General features: G+C 71.1%; 16 protein-coding genes. 10 read left to right on the top strand and 6 right to left on the bottom strand.

Features of this window, described 5'->3' with window-relative positions:
- Positions 1–2: 2 nt before the first annotated feature.
- Together Q8W67_RS25845 and Q8W67_RS25840 are read left to right on the top strand one after the other, a co-directional pair.
- A complete protein-coding gene (locus tag Q8W67_RS25845) occupies positions 3–1,115 on the top strand; it encodes a polysaccharide biosynthesis/export family protein (protein ID WP_305550890.1) in 1,113 nt (370 codons plus the stop codon).
- A 138-nt stretch (positions 1,116–1,253) separates the two neighbouring features.
- Positions 1,254–2,390 carry a branched-chain amino acid ABC transporter substrate-binding protein gene (locus tag Q8W67_RS25840; RefSeq protein ID WP_305550888.1) on the top strand — a complete coding sequence of 379 codons (1,137 nt, stop codon included), beginning with the start codon at positions 1,254–1,256 and terminating at the stop codon, positions 2,388–2,390.
- A gap of 241 nt (positions 2,391–2,631) precedes the next feature.
- Here Q8W67_RS25840 and Q8W67_RS25835 read toward each other — a convergent pair whose 3' ends face one another.
- A complete protein-coding gene (locus Q8W67_RS25835; protein ID WP_305550886.1) occupies positions 2,632–3,216 on the bottom strand; it encodes a tyrosine phosphatase family protein in 585 nt (194 codons plus the stop codon).
- 142 nt (positions 3,217–3,358) lie between these two features.
- On the opposite strand from Q8W67_RS25835, the gene Q8W67_RS25830 reads away from it, so the two are divergent.
- From Q8W67_RS25830 to Q8W67_RS25820, 3 genes are all read left to right on the top strand, one after another.
- Positions 3,359–4,498, top strand: a complete 1,140-nt coding sequence (locus tag Q8W67_RS25830) for a TRAP transporter substrate-binding protein (protein WP_305550884.1) — start codon at positions 3,359–3,361, stop codon at positions 4,496–4,498.
- A gap of 45 nt (positions 4,499–4,543) precedes the next feature.
- A complete protein-coding gene (locus Q8W67_RS25825) occupies positions 4,544–5,956 on the top strand; it encodes a phosphatase PAP2 family protein (RefSeq protein ID WP_305550881.1) in 1,413 nt (470 codons plus the stop codon).
- Between the two features lie 544 nt (positions 5,957–6,500).
- Positions 6,501–7,889: a deoxyribodipyrimidine photo-lyase gene (locus Q8W67_RS25820; RefSeq protein WP_305550896.1), complete on the top strand. Its 1,389-nt coding sequence runs from the start codon at positions 6,501–6,503 to the stop codon at positions 7,887–7,889.
- Positions 7,890–8,046: 157 nt separating this feature from the next.
- On the opposite strand, the gene Q8W67_RS25815 is transcribed toward Q8W67_RS25820, so the two are convergent.
- Positions 8,047–8,523 carry a hypothetical protein gene (locus Q8W67_RS25815; protein WP_305550879.1) on the bottom strand — a complete coding sequence of 159 codons (477 nt, stop codon included), beginning with the start codon at positions 8,521–8,523 and terminating at the stop codon, positions 8,047–8,049.
- A gap of 411 nt (positions 8,524–8,934) precedes the next feature.
- On the opposite strand from Q8W67_RS25815, the gene Q8W67_RS25810 reads away from it, so the two are divergent.
- The 3 genes from Q8W67_RS25810 (at position 8,935) to Q8W67_RS25800 (ending at position 11,513) form a co-directional block, all read left to right on the top strand.
- Positions 8,935–10,317, top strand: coding sequence for a chloride channel protein (locus Q8W67_RS25810; protein WP_370693962.1), 1,383 nt, complete (start codon positions 8,935–8,937; stop codon positions 10,315–10,317).
- Positions 10,318–10,461: 144 nt separating this feature from the next.
- Positions 10,462–10,641: a DUF1328 domain-containing protein gene (locus tag Q8W67_RS25805; protein ID WP_305550877.1), complete on the top strand. Its 180-nt coding sequence runs from the start codon at positions 10,462–10,464 to the stop codon at positions 10,639–10,641.
- A 17-nt stretch (positions 10,642–10,658) separates the two neighbouring features.
- On the top strand, positions 10,659–11,513 hold the full coding sequence (locus tag Q8W67_RS25800) for an SDR family oxidoreductase (protein ID WP_305550875.1): 855 nt from the start codon (positions 10,659–10,661) through the stop codon (positions 11,511–11,513).
- Positions 11,514–11,668: 155 nt separating this feature from the next.
- Here the strand turns inward: Q8W67_RS25800 and Q8W67_RS25795 are convergent, their stop codons facing one another.
- A complete protein-coding gene (locus Q8W67_RS25795) occupies positions 11,669–12,628 on the bottom strand; it encodes a cation diffusion facilitator family transporter (protein WP_305550873.1) in 960 nt (319 codons plus the stop codon).
- A gap of 142 nt (positions 12,629–12,770) precedes the next feature.
- On the opposite strand from Q8W67_RS25795, the gene Q8W67_RS25790 reads away from it, so the two are divergent.
- Complete coding sequence (locus Q8W67_RS25790; protein WP_305550871.1) at positions 12,771–13,208, top strand: HIT family protein; 438 nt, start codon at positions 12,771–12,773, stop codon at positions 13,206–13,208.
- A gap of 3 nt (positions 13,209–13,211) precedes the next feature.
- On the opposite strand, the gene Q8W67_RS25785 is transcribed toward Q8W67_RS25790, so the two are convergent.
- The 3 genes from Q8W67_RS25785 to Q8W67_RS25775 all read right to left on the bottom strand — a co-directional run bounded on the left by Q8W67_RS25785 (position 13,212) and on the right by Q8W67_RS25775 (position 16,175).
- Complete coding sequence (locus tag Q8W67_RS25785) at positions 13,212–13,619, bottom strand: PilZ domain-containing protein (RefSeq protein ID WP_305550869.1); 408 nt, start codon at positions 13,617–13,619, stop codon at positions 13,212–13,214.
- A gap of 97 nt (positions 13,620–13,716) precedes the next feature.
- Positions 13,717–13,947 (bottom strand): hypothetical protein, encoded by a 231-nt coding sequence (locus Q8W67_RS25780; protein WP_305550867.1) that lies wholly within the window; start codon positions 13,945–13,947, stop codon positions 13,717–13,719.
- Positions 13,948–14,063: 116 nt separating this feature from the next.
- A complete protein-coding gene (locus tag Q8W67_RS25775) occupies positions 14,064–16,175 on the bottom strand; it encodes an NAD(+) synthase (RefSeq protein ID WP_305550865.1) in 2,112 nt (703 codons plus the stop codon).
- A 286-nt stretch (positions 16,176–16,461) separates the two neighbouring features.
- Here Q8W67_RS25775 and Q8W67_RS25770 point away from each other — a divergent pair.
- Positions 16,462–19,361 (top strand): DNA translocase FtsK (locus Q8W67_RS25770; protein ID WP_305550892.1); only part of this gene is annotated, 2,900 nt, incomplete at its 3' end.

Here is a 19,361-nt window from a genome sequence, read left to right as displayed (position 1 = left end):
TCCTGCCTGCGGCGGGTCCGACGGCGGGCGCGATCGAGGCGGGCGCGCAGGTCGCGACCGCCGACGGCGGGCTGCTGGCGCGCTACGAGATCATCGACGTCACCCCGGCCGTGGTCGAGGCCCTGCGCGGGCGCCCGCTCGACAGCCTGCTCGCCTCCTTCGGCGACCACCGCCCGTCGACCGAGCCGGTGATCGGCGTCGGCGACATGGTCTCGGTCTCGATCTGGGAGGCCGGCTCCGGCGGCCTGTTCTCCGGCCCGCTGGTGGCCGACCGCTTCTCCGCCGGCTCCAAGTCGGCGCTCATCCCCGAGCAGCCGGTCGGGCGCGACGGCGCCATCTCGGTCCCCTATGCCGGGCGCATCAAGGTCGCCGGGCGCAGGCCCCAGGACGTCCAGGGCCTGATCGAGAACGAACTCGCCGGCAAGGCCATCCAGCCCCAGGTGCTGGTCTCGGTCACCCGGCCGATCTCGCAGGCCGTCACCGTCACCGGCGAGGGCGCGGCCGGCGCACGCCTGCCGCTCTCGGGCCACGGCGACCGCATCCTCGACGTCATCGCCGCCGCCGGCGGAAACCGCTCGCCCGTCTCGGAGACCTTCGTGCGCCTGTCGCGCGGGCCGCTCACCGCCACGGTGCCGCTGACCACGGTGGTGTCCAACCCCAAGGAAAACATCTACCTGCGGCCCAACGACGTGCTCACCCTGGTGCGCGACCCGCAGACCTTCATCGCCGTCGGCGCCCTCGGCAACAGCACCGAGCTGCCGTTCCAGGCCGACGGCATCACCCTGGCCCAGGCGCTCGCCAAGGCGCGCGGCCTGTCCGACTTCCAGGCCGACCCCGCCGGAACCTTCATCTTCCGGTTCGAGCCCGCCAGCGTCGTGCGCCGCCTCAACCCCGGATCGAGGCTGCTCGGCACGCCGCTCGTGCCCGTGGTCTACCGGATCAACATGCGCGACCCCAACAGCCTGTTCACCACTCAGGCCTTCCGCATGCGAAACCGCGACCTCGTCTACGTCTCCAACGCGCCCTTCACCGAGGTCCAGAAGGTGCTCAGCGTCTTCTCCGCCGTCACAGGACCCGTGTCGTCGGTGGCGACGGCGTACTACTACGCGAAGTAGGGACGGGACGGTTTTCGGACGACGACGGAAAAAAATCGCGTTTCCCCGCGTCCTCGCGTATGGGCTTTGGGTGCGGTGCGGGACCAAGTCCTGCCCCCGCCGGTGGCCGCCTCGCGCAAGGATGCCTAGAAGAGCCCGATGAAGATCGGACGCGTCGTCTCCGCCCGCGGGCTGTTCCGGCCTGCGCTGTTGCCCTTGAGCCTGTGTCTCGCGCTCCTGCCGGCCGCTCCAGCGGCGGCCGACGTGGTGATCGGCGTGGCTGTGCCGCGCTCGGGCCCCTATGTCGCGGTGGGCGAACAGGTGCTGCGCGGCGTGGAGGCCGCGGCCAGGGACGCCAACGCGATGGGGGGTCTCGACGGGCAGCCCGTCACCCTCGACGTCCAGGACGATGCCTGCGACTCGAACACCGCCACCGCGGTGGCCAATCATTTCGTGCGCGCCAACGTGCACCTCGTCGTCGGCCACGTCTGCTCGAACGCCTCGATCGCCGCATCCGACATCTACGCCCAGAACGGAGTCGTGATGATCACCGCGGCCTCGGTCTCGGCGCGGCTCACCGACCGGGGGCTGCCGAACATCTTCCGGGTCTGCGGGCGTGACGACGACCAGGCCCGGCTGTCGGCCGCCGTGCTGGCCGAGCGGTTCCGCGACCGCAAGATCGCGCTAATCCAGGATCAGACGCCGGCAGCCCGGACCCTGGCCGCCGCCACGAAGGACAACCTCAACCGGATCGGCGTCAACGAAACGCTATCCCTGTCGTTCTCGCCGACTGACGCCGACGACACGGCCCTGGCGGACCGCCTCAAGGGGTCGGGGATCGAGGTGGTCTATTACGGCGGGGACGCGGCCGAGATGGGCCGCCTCGTGAAGGTGGCCGCCGATCGCGGCTTTCGCCCGCAATGGTTCGGCACCTCGGCCATCGCCACGCCGGACTTCGCCCGGATCGCCGGGCCGGCGAGCAACGGCGTGCTGATGACCTTCTATCTCGACCCGAGCCGGCAGCCCGCCGCGGCGAATGTGGTGAAGGCGTTCAAGGCCGAGGGCGTCGATCCGACCGGGTCGACGGTCTACGGCTACGCCGCCATGCAGGCGCTCGTCGCCGCCGGCAACTTCGCCCATTCCGCCGAACCGAAGCCGATCGCCCAGGCGCTCCACACGGAACGGTTCGACCTCGTGCTCGGCACCGTCGGGTTCGACGCCAAGGGCGACGTCACCGCTCAGGGTTATGTTCTCTACGTGTGGAAGGACGGGAGTTTCACGCCCGCGGGGAAGTGAGCGGCGCCTGGCACGGTCGGCCGCGCATCGGGCGCGCCTTCGCGTCCCTGTGCACGCGGCGGAGGAACCCTCTCCGTATCGGTCCTGGTGACGACCCGTCATTCCAGGCTCGGCTGCGCGACCCCGGCGTGACGTGCGCGTCTTCGAAGCGTCCGAGTTGGAGCCTCTCACAAGACGCCTGCCGCGCCGTCGTCGCGATGCATGGTAGGCCTCCCGGTGATCGGGCGTTTTGCGAGGCGCCCTAAGCCTGGAAGGGATCCGCGACTCCGGCGGCATCGACCTCCGCGCCGCGCCCGAGCCCGCGCAGCAGTTCGGCCAAGTGCGGCCGCACCCGCAGCTGGAGCGCGTGCAGCCGCCGGACCGCCTCGCTGAGCCGTCCCTCCCGGCTCAGCATCGCGTCTGCAAACCCGATCATCCGGGCGTTGGGCCAGGCCGGCTCGCGGAGGGCGTGGAGGCGCGCGACGAGCACCTCGGCGGGACTCTCCGGCTCGTTCTGCGCGAGCAGGATCAGCAGCGCCGCGGTGGAGCGCGACAGGCCGTAATGGCAATGGACCAGCAGATGCCCGGCGCCGTCGAGGTCGCGTCCGAAGCCGAGGATCGCCGCGATGTGCTCCGGCTCCGGCGGCACGAGGCCAGCGCCGGGACCGAGGCAGTCGTGGAAGCGCAGCGTCGTGCGGGCATGCGCGCCGTAGGCGGAGAACGCCGCCGGCTCGGGCGTGCCGGGATCGAGCAGGGACAGGACGTGGCTGACGCCCCGCGCGCCGTGGCCGGCCAGCTCGTCCAGGCCGCAGACGGTGTGCAGGGTGACGGCGGGCTCGCATCGCATGGTTGGGCGCCTATCACGGGCGCCTCGCGGTAGCGAGACGCCATCCCGTCACGTCGACGCGCCGGCGCACTTCGAGAACGGGCGCGGACGTGCTACCTGCGCGCCGATCCTCCGCCGGCCGGATTGGACACGCTCAGACGAGATGCCGTTGGACGAGCCTCATATCGCGCCTTCCTCCACCGCCGGGACGCGGCGCCGCGCGGTGCTGACCGCGGGTCTCGGGGCGGCCGCGGCGATCGCCGGGCCGCTCGCCGCCCCCGCCCGTGCGCAGGGCGCCCCCGAGCTGCGCTGGCGCCTGTCGTCGGCCTACGCCAAGAATCTCGACATCCTGTTCGGCGCCCCGGAGGCGCTCGGCCGGATCGTCGCCGAGGCCACCGACGGGCGGTTCCAGATCCAGGTGCTCGGCCCCGGCGAGCCGGTGCCGGCCGAGGGGCTGCTCGACGCCGTGGCGGCCGGCACCGTCGAGATGGGCCACGGCCCGGCGACGCTCGGCATGGCCAAGGATCCGACCTTCGCGCTGGCCACCGCGGTCCCGTTCGGCCTCAACGCCCGGGGCGCAGCCGCCTGGTGGCAGGCGGGCGGCGCCGCGGACTTGTTCGGCGAGGTCTTCGCCAAAGCGGGCCTCGTCTGCCTGCCGGGCGGCAACACCGGCGCGCAGATGGGCGGCTGGTTCCGGCGCGAGATCAAGAGCCTCACCGATCTCCAGGGCCTCAAGTTCCGCATCGGTGGCATGGGCGGGCAGGTGCTGGCCAAGTTCGGCGTCCAGCCGCAGGCAACCCCCGGCCCCGAGATCTACCAGGCCCTCGAGACGAAGAAGCTCGACGCCGCCGAGTGGATCGGCCCCTACGACGACGAACGGCTCGGCCTGCAGAAGGTCGCGCCCGTCTATCATTATCCCGGCTTCTGGGAGGGCGGCGCGATGCTGCACTTCTGGTTCAACGCCGAGGCCTGGAAGGCGCTGCCCAAATCCTACCAGGCGATCCTGCGGTCGGCCGCCGCCGAGGTCGGCGCCGAGGTGCAGGCCAAGTACGACGCACGCAACCCGCAGGCCCTGCGCCGGCTCGTGGCCGGGGGCGCGCAGCTGCGGCCGTTCCCCCAGGAGGTGATGGAGGGCGCCCTCAAGAACGCCAACGACGTCTACGGCGAGATCGCCGCCAAGAACGCCGATTTCCGCCGCGTCTACGAGGCGATGCGCAGCTTCCGCAACGAGGAATACCTCTGGTTTCAGGTGGCCGAATACACCTACGACAACTTCATGATCCGGGCGCGGGCGCGGGGATAGCGCCGTCGCCGGGCGGCCGCGGCATCGACCGGGGATGGGGATGGCATGATCGGGACTCTGAGACTCGGCCTGGCGCTGCTCGGGGCGGTTCTGCCCCTCCAGGCCGTCGCGCAATCGCCCGCCAATCTCACGGCCTTGCGCGGGCTGGCGCCGGTGGCGCGGCTGCAAACGACGCCGGAGGGCCGGGCGGCGCTCGATGCCAACCTGCGGGTGACCGGCGACATCCAGGCCGGCACCCTCACGCAGCCGATCCTGCTGCCGTTCCCCGAGCAGCAGCAGCTCGCGCTGCGCGACTGCTTCATCACCGACGGCAACGCCACCGGACTCGCCGACGGCCTCGGCACGACGCTCGCCGCCGCATATCGGGACCGGGCGCGCTACAGCGACTACAAGACCTTCACCAGCGTCGCGCCGGCGGTGGCCGACCTGATCGGCTACACCAACAACGTGACCAAGTCGGATTCGAATTCCGGCAAGTACTTCTTCGCCAACGCCACCACGAACGGCAAGCACCCGGTCTCGGCCGAAGCCGCCGCGCTCCTGGCGGACGGGGCCGTCACCGACGTGTTCGGCAAGGCCTATGACCGGCCAGCGGGCAGCCCCGGGAGCGACCGGTTCGGCAACGCGCGCCCGTTCCAGACCCTGCCGCGCCTGCGGACATACCGGGGCGCGGATTATTTCGGCGACGCCTCCCACAGCCTCGACTGGCTGCGCGGCCCCAAGCAGGATCTCGTCGACAGCCCGTCCTATCCCAGCGGGCACACGACCTACGGCTACACCGAGTCGCTGATCCTCGCGCTCCTGGTGCCCGAGCGCTACCAGCAGATGATCGCCCGCGCCGCCGAGTACGGCAACGACCGGATCATCGTCGGGGCGCATTACGCCATGGACGTGATCGGCGGGCGCACGACCTCGCTGCACGCGGTGGCGCACCTGCTGGCCAACGATCCGGCCTATGTCGGACAGATCCGGAAGAACCCGGCTGTGCTCGACACCGCCGCCACCGACGCCGACAAGCATGTGGGCGTGACGGATTACCGAGCGCTGCTCGAGGAGGCCCGGGCCGCGATGACCGAGGCCCTCAAGGCAGGCTGCGGCGCCCCGATGGCCGCCTGCGCGGCGCAGGATACCGGCCGGTTCAAGGACACGGCCGCCAACGCGACCTTCTACGGGGCGACGCAGACCTACGGCCTGCCCGTGGTACATGCCGCGACCGCCGGCACCCGGGAGGATGTCGGCCGGCTCGCCCCGGAGGCGGGCTACCTGCTCACCGCGGCCTTCCCGTCGCTGACCCTCGCCGAGGCCAACGCCATCCTGACCGAGACGCAGGGTCCCGGCGGCGGCTTCCTCGACGACGGCTCGGAATTCGGGGTGTATTCCCGGCTCGACCTCTACGCAGCCGTCGGGAAGGCGGCGGCGCTGGCAGCGAGCCGGGGGGGGGCCTCCGCGGCACGCTGAGGGCAGGAAGCCATGCTCGACGGACGCCTTTCCCCCATCCCCTCACGGCCCGCGCTTGCGCAGCACAAGATCCCCCACCGCCGGAAATTCCTGCGCCCGCTTGCAGGTGACAGACGGGGCCGGGCGGGGAGCCGAAAAGAAAAAAGGCCACTCCCGAAGGAGCGGCCCGAAGTCTAGGGAGGAAACGCCCAAGAAGGGCAGCGGGATCGCGACGCCATCGCCATCCCGCGCTGCACAATCTGCGCGCGCTGCGAGAAATATCAAGGTCATCAGGACAGAAAGGCTGTCCTTTTGTGCGGGTGCACACGCGTCCCCGTCGGCCTGTGTCGAAAATGTCGCAGCCGTGGCGGGATCGCGATGCGGATCTCGCGCGCTGCCGACCGGCAAACCGCAGCGTAACCCTCTGATCAGCAATGGCGTCGCCCGGCCGCGCCGTTCGACTGCGGCATTTCATGCCGGCCGCGTGGAGGGACGAATGCGCTCCACGCTCTAGCTGTCCGGCCCAGGTCTCGATGAGACGGCCGAAGAGGGAATGCGCACGGGCATGGCGATCCAGGGCGAGCGGATCCGGGTTCTCAACGATGCCGAGCCGCGTCAGGATGGGCGCTACGTCCTGTATCTCCTGCAGCAGGCCAATCGCGCCCATTTCAACCCGGCGCTCGAATTCGCCATCGAGGAGGCGAACCGCCTCGACCTGCCGGTGGTCGCCTGCTTCGGTCTCCTCGACGGCGAGAGCGGCTTCCCCGAGGCCAACGCCCGGCACTATGCCTTCCTGCTCCAGGGTCTCGCGGATGCGAAGGCCGGGCTGGAGGCGCGCGGCGTCGGCTTCGTGATGCGCAAATGCTCGCCGGCGCGGGTCGCCATCGACCTCGCCGAGACGGCGGCGCTCCTGGTCCTCGACCGGGGCTACCTCGCCATCCAGAAGGGCTGGTACGGGGAAATCACGAAGGCCGTCAGGACGCGGATCGTCCAGGTGGAGGGCGACGTGGTCGTGCCGGTGGAGACCGCCTCCAAGAAGCACGAATTCGCTGCCCGGACGCTCCGGCCGAAGCTGAACCGTCTCTGGGATCCGTTCATCGCCGAACTGAGGCCGCGCGAGCCGAAGCATGCGGCGGACCGGTTGCGGCTGAAGAGCGAGATCGACGTCTCAGACCCGGACGCTGTGCTCGCCGGGATGAGCCTCGACCGGGCGGTCGGGCCGGTGAAGCGCTTCGTCGGCGGCGAGACGCAGGCCCGCAAGCGCCTGAAGGCGTTCCTGAAGGACGGCTTGGCGGGCTACGGCGCGGGCCGCAACAAGCCCGAGGCCGCCGCCGCCTCGCACATGAGTCCCTACCTGCATTTCGGCCAGATCTCGCCGGTGGAGATCGCCCTGGCGGTGCGCGAGGCGAAGGGCGGCGACGACGACGACCGCGGCGCCTACCTGGAAGAGCTGATCGTCCGGCGCGAACTCGCCATGAACCACGTCTTCTACACGGACGGCTACGACGACTACGACAAGGCGCTTCCCGACTGGGCGCGCAAGACGCTCGCGGAGCAGGCGAAGGACGAGCGCCCGCACCGCTACTCCGAGGCGCAGCTCGCCGCCGGCGAAACCCATGACCAGTACTGGAACGCGGCGATGCGCGAGATGCGCGAGACCGGCTACATGCACAACCAGCTGCGGATGTACTGGGGCAAGAAGATCCTCGAATGGTCGCCCACGCCCAAGGCGGCCTTCGAGCGGACGCTGCGGCTCAACAACCGCTACTTCCTGGACGGGCGCGACCCGAACTCCTTCACCAACGTCGCCTGGGTGTTCGGCCTGCACGACCGACCCTGGCAGAGGCGCCCGGTCTTCGGCACGGTCCGCTACCAGAGCGAGAACTCGCTGAAGAAATTCGACGCCAAAGCCTATGTGCGGGCGGTGGAGAGGCTCTGCGCGGCGGAGGAATGAGGCTGCGGGGCCGCGTCCTCTTCGCTGCTGGACAGGAAGCCGGTTCCGGGACGGTGCGCAGCGGTCTTGGTCGTCGAAACCCCGCGACAGGCAGACCGCGCGGACGAGAACGGTCCGTGCATCATGACCGGTTCGGTCGCAGCCGTGTCCCGAGGCGCTACCGGTTGCTGGATCGGATGTCCTGGTTCGTGAAGGGCATGTTGATCGGTGTCTGGATGCGTATGAAGCCGACGCCGCCAGCCGCGTGGCAGGCATTGCAAGAGGCTGTCAGGTCGGAAAAGGCCGCCTGAAAGCGCGGCACATCCTTATGCTTCGCGGCGTCCTTCATGCGAGCGATGACCTGTTCCGTGTTCTGCACGAGCGCGACCGGAATGTCCGTGTAGAGCATCGCCGCTGCGGTGAGGTCATCCGAGATGTGATTCACCTCGAAGTCGACGAGGCTCCAGTCTTGCGCTCGGCCGACGTACCAGAGCTTGATGTGGCGCGTCTGTATCAGCAACATGATGTTTCCGAGGCTCAGCCGGGACCAGTTGGGCGTGGTTTCCGGCCGGGGCTGGGCGAACGGAACTGTCTGGCCCAAGGCGGCCGTGCCGAGAAGAACGATGCCGAGAAGGATGGCGATGGGTCGCGTCATGTCGACTCGGTCTCCCGCGCAGTCAGATGGCGGATCGCGGCTGGATCCCGGTTCCGGATGCGGCGGCTCGGCGGTCGATCGTGCCGCCTCCGCCGGCCGGATGGACCCGAGACTGCGCGAGCCGGAACCGGCGGCTTTCCAGAGAAACAGCAGCGAACGCCAAGCCCTTGTTGTTGCAAGAGGATCTCGGAAAAACGGATTCCTCTCGTCCGCAGCCGACGCTAGCGCAATCCGCCGCGGCCTCCTTGAGGCAGATCAAGGAAGCGCCGGGCCTCGTCGTGCGCCCGGGTTCGGGTCCGGGCGTGGATCCTGCTCCGCATGCCGCCGCCCGCGCGGACGTTCGCGAACGCTCCATTCTCCGCGGGCTGCGGTATACGGCTCGCTCCGGCGGTACGGACGAAGTGCTCTTTCATGGTCGAGATGCGGGACGACGCACGGGAGACGCCGGTGATCGCCGCCGGTGCGCGGCGCTCCCGCTACCGCCGCTCAATCAGGCGCCTGCGCTCGGCTTCGCGGGAGGCCTACCCGCTCTGGCGGGGGCGGCTGCTGTTCCTGGCGGGCGGCATCTGCGTGGGGCTGGCCGCCGTGCTGATGGCCAAGGGCGCCGACCTCGCGCAGGACGGGTTCCGCCAGCTCACCGCGCCCTCGCCGCTGATCGCGCTGGTTCTGACGCCCGCGGGCTTCGCGCTCGCGGCGCTCCTCGCCAGGACGGTGTTCCCCAACTCGCAAGGCTCGGGCATCCCGCAGGTGATCGCCGCCCGGCATGCCCGCGACGCCCGGTTCCGCTTCTCCCTGATCTCCCCGCGTGTGGCGTTCGGCAAGGTGATGGTCCTGTTCCTCGGCCTTCTCTGCGGGGCCTCGGCCGGGCGCGAGGGGCCGACGGTGCAGGTCGGGGCGGCGATCATGGCGGCCTTCGGCCGCCTGACCCCGGACCGGCTCCCGGGGCTGCTGCTGGCGGGCGGCGCGGCCGGGGTGGCGGCGGCCTTCAACACCCCGCTCGCCGGCATCGTGTTCGGCATCGAGGAACTGGGCCGGGCCTACGAGGCGCGCTCGTCCGGCCTGATCGTCGCCGGGATCGTGGCCGCAGGCCTCACCTCCCTCTGGCTGCTGGGGAATTACACGTATTTCGGCACGAGCCAGGCCGCGCTGCCGCTCGCGTCCGGCTGGATCGTGCCGCTGCTCGCCATCGCCGGCGGACTCGCGGGCGGGGTGTTCAGCCGCCTGGTGATCCTGTTCGCCCGCGGCCTGCCCGGCATCGCCGGCCGCCTGATCCGAACCCGGCCGGTCGCGTTCGCGGCATTCTGCGGCCTGTGCGTCGCCCTGTGCGGGCTCGCCTCCGGCGGGACCGCCTACGGCACCGGCTACGAGGAGGCCCGGGCGATGCTCCATGGCGACACGGCGGCGAGCTGGACCTACGCGCCGCTGAAATTCGCCGCCACCGTGCTCAGCTCGATCAGCGGCATCCCGGGCGGCCTGTTCGCACCGTCGCTGGCCGTCGGGGCCGGCCTCGGCGGAGCGGTGCACGGCTTCCTACCGGACATGCCGGTGGGCGCCCTCGTGCTGATCGGGATGGTGGCCTACCTCACCGGCGTGCTCCAGGCGCCGATCACCAGCTTCGTCATCGTCACCGAGATGACTCAGAATCACACGATGATGATCCCCCTGATGGTCGCGGCGCTGATCGCCGATGCCGCCTCGAAGGCGGTCTGCGGCGGCGGGCTCTACCACACGCTGGCCGAACTCATGCTGGAGCGCGCCGACGTCCCGGCGCAGCCTGTGGCCAAGACGGCGTGAAAGCGCCGACCGGGCGGCTCGTTTCCGGCCGAGCCTGAGAATAAAAGGCTGTCCGAACGGGCAGCCCACGGAACGGTCTCGCTTGCGGCCGGTTGGAGCATCGATTGCTGTCGCCCGCTCTTCGGGCACATCCGGAGTGACGCCATGACCCTTCTGAAATGGGCCCTCATCTGCTTCGTGATCTCGCTGATCGCAGGCGGCCTCGGCTTCACAGGCATCGCCTCGGGCGCGGGCTCGCTGGCGCGTATCCTGTTCGGCCTGTTCCTGCTGGTCGCCATCGTGATCGTGGTCGTCGCCTTCGCGGTCGGGCAGGTCGTGTTCTGAGGCCGATGGTGGCCGCGATGCAGGGCAGGGTCTGCCTCGTCACCGGGGCGACCAACGGCATCGGCTACGAGACGGCCCTGGGGCTCGCGCGCAGGGGCGCGCGAGTCGCCATCGTCGGGCGGGATGCCGGCAGGACCCGGGCCTGCGCCGAGCGGATCCGCGTCGCATCGCCTGGCGCTGTCGTTGACCCGCACGTCGCCGACCTGTCCGCGCAAGGCGAGATCCGGCGGCTCGCCGGGGCGCTCCGCGACGCCTATCCGCGCGTCGACGTCCTGGTGAACAACGCCGGCGCGATCTTCGACCGGCGCACGCTCACGGTGGACGGCATCGAGCGCACCTGGGCGCTCGACCATCTGGGCTACGTGCTGCTGACGCTGGAACTCCTCGATCCCTTGAAGGCCTCGGCGGCGGCCGGAGCCAAACCGCGCATCGTCAACGTCGCCTCGGCGGCGCATGTCCGCGGGCACATCGCATTCGATGACCTCGAGGGCGCCCGGCGCTATGGCGCGATGCGGGCCTACGCCCAGGCCAAGCTCGGCAACGTGCTGTTCACCTACGCGCTGGCGCGTCGGTTGCGGGCGGACGGCATCACCGTCAACGCCCTGCATCCTGGCGTGATCAACACCGGCTTCGCCAAGAACACGGGCGGCCTGTTCGGGACCGCCTGGTCGCTGATGCGACCGTTCCTGACGCGCCCGGACAAGGGGGCGGAGACCTCGCTCCACGTCGCGAGCGCCCCCGAACTCGACGGCGTCACCGGCAGCTACTTCTCGCGCTCCCGGCCGAAGACATCCTCGGCCGAGAGCCGCGACGAGGCCGTGCAGGAGCGGGTCTGGGCGCTGAGCCTCGCCCAGGTCGGCCGAAGCGACTGAGGGCTTCCCGCCCCGGGAACACGACTTCCGTCGGTTCGCGTCGTGGCTCAGACACCTGGCGCCATATCGAGGTCCGGCTTCGAGAACCCACGGCCCTCGAAGAGGATCGGGGCACAGCAGGCGGCGAGGCAGGGATTCCGTCCCGTCGCGACCGCTCAGGCCGCCGCCCGGACGCCGTGGTCGGCCGGCGTCTGGATCTCGATGAACACCCGCGTCACGTCCGGTTCGCGCTGCTTCACGGCCCGGTCGAGGCGCGTCACGAGGCTCTCGACCTCGCCGGCGCTGAGGTCGTCGGCCATGTCGATGCTGACATTGACCAGGATGTCGGCGGGGCCGAGATGCTGGGTCAGCACCTCGTTGAGGTGGAGGACGCCGGGCTCGGCGCGCACCAGGTCCGAGATCGCCGCGACCAGCTTGGGGTCGGCGGCCTCGCCGATCAGCAGGCCGTGGGTCTCGATCATCAGGAACACCGCCATGCCGATGAGGACGAGGCCGATCCCCACCGAGGCCCAGCCGTCGAGGCTCGGCATGTCCAAAAGATGGGCGAGGACGACGCCCACCAGCGCGATCAGCAGGCCGATCAGCGCGGCGGTGTCCTCGGCCAGGATCGTGAACAGGGTCGGATCCTTGCTGCGCCGGATCGCCCGCACCGCCGAGTGCTTGCCCTTCTCGGCCCAGAACTGGCGCATCGCCACGAACCAGGACGTGCCCTCGGCCGCAATGGCGAACCCCAGGATCGCGACGTTCACCCAGATTCCCGGCAAATGGAAGCCGAAGATCTGGGCGTCCGCGTCCGGCGAGGGGTGGCGGATCCGCTCGATGCCTTCGTAGACCGCGAAGACGCCGCCGCCGAGGAAGATCATCAGCGCCACCACGAAGGCGTAGAAGTAGATCTCCCGCCCGTAGCCGAAGGGATGGCGGGCATCGGCCGGCCGTTCCGCCCGCTTCATCCCGACGAGGAGCAGCACCTGGTTGGCGGTATCGACCACCGAGTGCACGCCCTCGGCGATCATCGCGGTCGAGCCCGTCAGCGCCCCGCCGACGAACTTCGCCGCCGCGATGGCGAGGTTGGCCCCCGCTGCCGCGTAGATCGCCCCCGTGCTCTCGTGCGCCATCCGGAACTCCATGGGTTCGATACGTGCGGAGCCTGGCTCCGGCCGCGGCGGTGCAAGCGTCGCGGTGCGGCGGCGGTTCCCGTGTGGACGCGGATGGGTGCCCTGTGCAACCTGCGCCCGCCCAGGAAGGCCCGGAGGAAGCATGGCCGACGCGCGCTACGACCCCGACAACATCTTCGCCAAGATCCTGCGGGGGGAGATTCCCTGCCACCGCGTCTACGAGGATGCGGACACGCTCGCCTTCATGGACGTGATGCCCCAGGGCGAGGGACATACCCTGGTGATCCCGAAGGCGCCGGCCCGCGGCCTGCTCGATGCCGATCCGGCCTCGCTGACCGCCCTGATGGCAAGTGTCCAGAAGGTGGCCCGGGCCGTGAAGGCAGCGTTCCAGGCGGACGGGCTCACGGTGTTCCAGTTCAACGAACCGGCGGGCGGGCAGACCGTGTTCCACCTGCACGTCCACGTCGTCCCGCGGCGCGAGGGCGTGCCGCTGACGCGCCACGAGGGCGGGATGGCCGACAACGCAGTGCTGGCGGAGCACGCGGCGCGCATCCGTGCGGCGCTCGACGCGCAGGGCTGAGGATCAGGCCGCGCTCGCCGATCCACCCGGCTGGGCCATGCTGGCGAGCAGCCGGCGCAGCGCGGCGTTCTCGGTCTCCAGCTCACTCACCCGCCGCAGCAGCATGGACACGGAGGCTTCCGCGCCCGCCGGATCGGGCGTGGCCGGCGCCGCCGGGCGGGACTCGTCCGCGAAGGTGACGCCGATGCCGTCCTCGCGGCGCCAGCGCAGGGTCGACCGATAGGTCCGGTCTTTCTGCGGGATGTACAGGTCGAACGATTCCGGCAGCGTCGTCGCGTCGCTCATGACGAGGCGCGCGCCGGACGACGACATATCGCGCACGAGGCAGTCGAAGCTCGACGCGCCGTTGTTGAACAGGATGCGACCCTTGAGGAAGACCCTCTGGCGGCCCTCTTTACGATGCTCCGTCATGCAGGATGCTCCCGAACGCTGACGATCCGGCGGATCCTGCATGCCAGCCCTTAAGGAATCCTGGTCGCGATCCCCGATTCGCGGCCTTCCCGGTCGTTCAGGTGAGGAAGCGACGGTCCACCGTCTGGAACAGGTAGAAGCCGTTGAAGCGCACCGCGGTGTCGGCGGCCCGATCGTCGAAGTCCAGAGGCTGGCGGCTCTGACCGTCGAGCTTGCCGCCGAAGGTCCAGCGGCCGGCGCCGATGAAGGGCGGGACGGTGCTGGCCTCGGGCACCGCGCAGCAGAGACCATCCACGCCTTTGAGCCGGAACAGGTTGTAGCTTCGCATCGGAGCCCCTCCGCTTGGCCGCCCTGACTGCCAAATATTCCCGAGAGAAGACCAGCAATCGGAAATATTAGACTTGACCGTGTTCATAATAGCACAATCGGTCGAGTTTGTGACGGTCAAGTTTCGGGGACGTTTCGCGTCAGCTCCGCGATCCAGACCTGCGCCGAGCCGTCGGAGGGCGCGCGCCAGTCGCCGCGCGGCGAGAGAGAGCCGCCGGCCGAGACCTTCGGCCCGTTCGGGAGCGCCGAGCGCTTGAACTGGCTGAAGCCGAAGTAGCGGCTCAGGAACACCCCGAGCCAGCGCCGGATCTCGGGCAGGCCGTAGGCGACCCGCTTGGCCTCGGGGAAGTCCGGCGCCCAGGTGCCACGCTCCCGGTCGCCCCAGGCGTGGAGCGCCAGGAAGGCGATCTTCGACGGCCGGAAGCCGTGGCGCAGCGTGTAGAACAGGTTGAAGTCCTGGAGCGCGTAGGGGCCGATCGTGGCCTCCGTGCTCTGGGGGCTGTCGTCCTGGTCCACCGGCACGAGCTCGGGGGAGATCTCGGTGTCGAGGATCGCCCGGAGGGTGCGGCACGCCTCCGGCCCGACCTCGCCGTGGCCGATCACCCAGCGGATCAGGTGCTGGATCAGGGTCTTGGGTACGCCGGTATTGACCGCGTAGTGGCTCATCTGGTCGCCGACCCCGTAGGTGCACCAGCCGAGCGCCAGCTCCGAGAGGTCGCCGGTGCCGATAACGAGGCCGCCCGCCTGGTTGGCCAGGCGGAACAGGTAATCGGTGCGCAGGCCCGCCTGCACGTTCTCGAAGGTCACGTCGTAGACCGGCTCGCCCCTGGCGAAGGGGTGGCCCATGTCGGCGAGCATCTGCCGGGCCGCCGGGCGGATGTCGATCTCGGCCGCGGTGCAGCCGAGCGCCTTCATCAGCGCGTGGGCGTTGGTCTTGGTGGCGCTCGAGGTCGCGAAGCCCGGGAGCGTGTAGGCCAGGATGTCGGAGCGCGGGTAGCCCAGGCGGTCGAACGCCTTGGCGATCACGATCAGCGCATGGGTCGAATCGAGGCCGCCGGAGACGCCGATCACGGCCTTGCGGGTCCCGGTGGCCTCCAGCCGCTGGCTGAGCCCGGCCACCTGGATGTTGTAGGCCTCGTAGCAATCCTGGGCGAGCCGCGACGGGTCGGCGGGCACGAACGGGAACCGCTCGACCCGCCGCATCAGGCCGAGATCGCCCTCCGGCGGGGCGAGCCGGAACGGGACGCGGCGATAGGCCAGGGAACGGCCCCTGGCGTCGTCGTCGAAGCTGCCGGCCTGGAGGCGCTCCTGAGCGATCAGGTCGAGGTCGATGTCGGCCAGCGTCGCGACCGGATCGGTGGGGAACCGCTGGCCCTCGGCCAGGCGGACGCCCAGCTCGTCGATGCTGGTCTGGCCGTCCCAGGCCAGGTCGGTGGTCGATTCGCCCCGGCCGGCGGCGGCGTACAGGTAGGCGCAGGCGCCCCGCATCGAGGCCGCCCGCGACAGCAGCGCGCGCGATTCGGCCCGGCCGACCGTGATCGGACTGCCCGAGAGGTTGGCCAGCACCGTGGCGCCGGCCAGCGCCGCGCGCATGCCGGGGGGCTCCGGCACCCACAGGTCCTCGCAGATCTCCACCCCGACCACGAGGCCGGGCAGGTCCTCGGCGGGAAACAGCAGGTCGGTGCCGAAGGGCGCCTCGTGCGAGGCGACCCGGATCGTCTCGCCCGCGATCCCGGCCCCGGACGCGAAGTGGCGCTTCTCGTAGAACTCCCGGTAGTTCGGCAGGAAGGTCTTCGGCACGACGCCGAGCAACCGGCCGCCCTGAATCGCGAGGGCACAGTTGTAGAGCCGGTGGCGCCAGCGCAGCGGCGCGCCGACCAGCAGCACGGGCCGCAGGCCCGCGGATCCGGCGATTACCCGCGCGGCGGCCGCCTCGACGGCGTCGAGCAGGGTCTGCTGGAGCAGCAGGTCCTCGATCGCGTAGGCCGAGAGCCCGAGTTCGGTGAACACCGCCAGCACCGCCCCCGAATCGTGGCAGGTCCGGGCCAGATCGAGCACGGCGTCGGCGTTGCGTTCGGGCTCCGCCGGATGGCTGCGCCCGGTGCAGGCCGCCACCCGGGCGAAGCCGTGGCGATAGAGGGACCGGAAGCGTGCCGTGCGACCGGCGGAGGATTCGACACGGGACCCGGCAGGAGGCTCGGCAAGGGAGTCGCGAGGGGTCTGGGGCACGGGCGCCTGTCCGGGAGAGGGGGCTGCAACCTTAGTATGGTGCGCCGCCGGGCTCCAGCCGCGCCCCTCATGGTTTCCGGCCCGCGGGGCCGCGACAAGCCTCCGTTAACGACAAATGGCCTAACTCGGGGCAGCCGCCGCGCACCGGCGGATCCCTGTTTTGAGTATCGTTCGAGAACCCATGCGCGCATCGGGACGGCCTCCGTACTCCCACCGTGACCCTGCCCGCCCCGTCCGCGGCGGCGACCGCTCGGGCCTCTCCCTCGGCGCCCTGGCGCACCGGCTGATGGCCCTGCGGGCGAGCCTCGCCCGCCGCCTGTCCGGCACCCCCGCCGGCCTCCCCGCACGCCCCTCCTACGGCACCTCCGGCCGCCGGGCGGAGCCGAGCTGGCTGACCTCGCCGGCGGCCATGGTGGGTCGCGAGGGGCTGGAGCGCGGGCCGCACGCGAGAGCCTCCGCGCCGCCCGAGCATCTCTGGCCGGCGCAGGTCTTCGACGACCGGGCGAGCCTCGACGCCCTGGACGAGCCGCGCTTCGAGAGCCGCATCGACCGCGGCGCCTCCTCGCCGGGCGTGCTCGTGCGCCAGCCGCGCCGGCCCGCCGCGATCGCCCCGGAGGAGCCGGTCCCCGCGGCCCCGATCCAGGCCGCCGCCCCGTCGGCGGTGCGCTGGACCCGCACCCCCGACGCGGTCCTGCAGGAGCGTCGCCAGCGCGCCCTGGACGCCGAGCGCGTGGCCCTGGAACGCGCCCGCGCCGAGGCGCAGGCGGCGACCCTCGCCGTCGAGACCGAGCGGGCGGCCCGCGAGCAGGCGGCCCGTGAGCAGGACGAGCGGGAGCAGGCGGAGCGCGCGCGGATCGAGCGCGCGGAGGCCGAGCGCGCCGCTTCGCCCGAGGCGATGCGGCCGGAAGCCCCGGAGGATGCGGGCCCGGTGCCGCTGTGGCGCCAGCCCTTCGTCGCTCCGCCGGGCGTCCGCTACTTCCGCACCCCGGACCGCCGCCCGGCGCGGCCCAGCGTCGAGCTGTCCGCCTCCACCGCGGTGATCGCCCCGGTGGCGACCCCGCCCGTCGTTGAGGCGGTCGCGGAGGGGCCTGCCGAGGCGCCCGCGCGCGACTGGTCCGATCTGCCCGACTGGTCCGAGGTGCAGCCCTGGTTCGACGGCAGCGGCTGGGCCGCGGGCGACTGGTCGTCCGTGGAGGCCTGGGCGTCCCTTGAGCCGAAGCCGGCCGCCGCCCCGCCGGCGCCCGAGGAGGCCGTCGCGGCGGCCGCGTCCGGCGTCGGGGCCGCAGAGTGCTCCGTCTCGATGCCCCTCGACATCTCGCACCTGCGCTCGCTGCCACCCCGCCCGGTCTACGTCCTCGACCGGCTGGTGCGGTTCGACCAGCCGCCGCGCCCGGCCGACGGCCAGGATAACGGGCAGGAGGCCGAAGCGGCCCACCACGCGGACGAGGCCGCGGCGATCCGCGATGCGTTCCTGCCGGCCAAACCGGCCCTGTCGCTGGTCTTCGGTCCCGGCAGCGCCGCGGCCGAGCCTTCGGCCGCCGCGACAGCGGCCGCCTCCGAGGCGGCCCGCCCCGCGCCCGCGCTCTGCGCCATGGCGGCCCGGGCGGCGATCCGCGCGGCCGGCCATCCGGCCATCGCCCCCCGGGCCCGGCCCGTCGCCATCCCGCCAGCCGTCCCTGCGGGCGCGGATCCGGTCCGATCCGTCCCCGAGGCCGACCGGGTGGTGATCCCGCTCACGTCGCGCCCGGTCCTGCTGCGCGGCAAGGCGGCGCCCCAGACCGAGCCCGCCCAGGATGAGCCCGCGCACGACGAGTCCGCCCCCGCCCAGGCGGCGGCTCCAGCGCCCGAGCCGGTCGAGGCGCCCGTCGCCCCCGCGGCGCCCGCGCCCGCCCTGCCGATGGTCGCGCCCCGCGCGCACCTGATCCCGGCCGGCCGGCACCTGGAGATCGCCACCGTCGAGAACGCCGATTACGAGTTGCCCTCCCTCGGCCTGCTCGCCCTGCCGGCTGAAGGGGCAGCAGAGGAAGTCGATGCCGATGTGCTGGAGCAGAACGCCCTCAACCTCCAGCAGACGGTGCAGGATTTCGGCGTGCGCGGCGACATCCTCGCGGTGCGCCCCGGCCCGGTGGTGACGCTCTACGAGCTGGAGCCGGCGCCGGGCACCAAGTCCAGCCGCGTGATCGGCCTGTCGGACGACATCGCCCGCTCCATGTCGGCGGTCTCGGCCCGCGTCGCCGTGGTCCCGGGCCGCAACGTCATCGGCATCGAATTGCCCAACGAGACCCGCGAGACGGTCTATCTCCGGGAGCTGCTCTCGGCGCCGGACTTCTTCGAGAGCAAGCACAAGCTGGCTTTGTGCCTGGGCAAGAACATCGGCGGCGAGCCGATCATCGCCGACCTCGCCCGCATGCCGCACCTGCTGGTCGCCGGCACCACCGGCTCGGGCAAGTCGGTGGCGATCAACACCATGATCCTCAGCCTGCTCTACCGGCTCAAGCCCGAGGAGTGCCGGCTGATCATGGTCGACCCGAAGATGCTGGAACTGTCGGTCTACGACGGCATCCCGCACCTGCTCTCCCCCGTGGTCATCGACCCCAAGAAGGCGGTGATCGCCCTCAAATGGGCCGTGCGCGAGATGGAGGAGCGCTACAAGAAGATGTCCAAGATCGCCGTCCGGAACATCGACGGCTACAATGCCCGGATGAAGGAGGCGCGCGAGCGCGGCGAGGTCATCACCCGCACGGTCCAGACCGGGTTCAACCGCGAGACCGGCGAGGCGGTGTTCGAGCAGGAGGCGATGGACCTGTCGGCACTGCCCTACATCGTGATCGTGGTCGACGAGATGGCCGACCTGATGATGGTGGCGGGCAAGGACATCGAGGGGGCGATCCAGCGGCTGGCCCAGATGGCGCGGGCGGCGGGGATCCACCTGATCATGGCCACCCAGCGCCCGTCGGTGGACGTGATCACCGGCACCATCAAGGCGAACTTCCCGACCCGGATCTCCTTCCAGGTGACCAGCAAGATCGACAGCCGCACGATCCTCGGCGAGATGGGCGCCGAGCAGCTGCTCGGCCAGGGCGACATGCTGTTCATGGCCGGCGGCGGGCGCACCACGCGCGTGCACGGGCCGTTCTGCTCGGACAGCGAGGTCGAGAGCGTGGTCGCCCACCTCAAGCGCCAGGG

This window comes from Methylobacterium sp. NEAU K (assembly GCF_030700285.1).
Taxonomy (GTDB): Bacteria; Pseudomonadota; Alphaproteobacteria; order Rhizobiales; family Beijerinckiaceae; genus Methylobacterium.
Note: the sequence above shows the minus strand (reverse complement) of the source record. Positions and strands in the feature narration are given on the sequence as shown.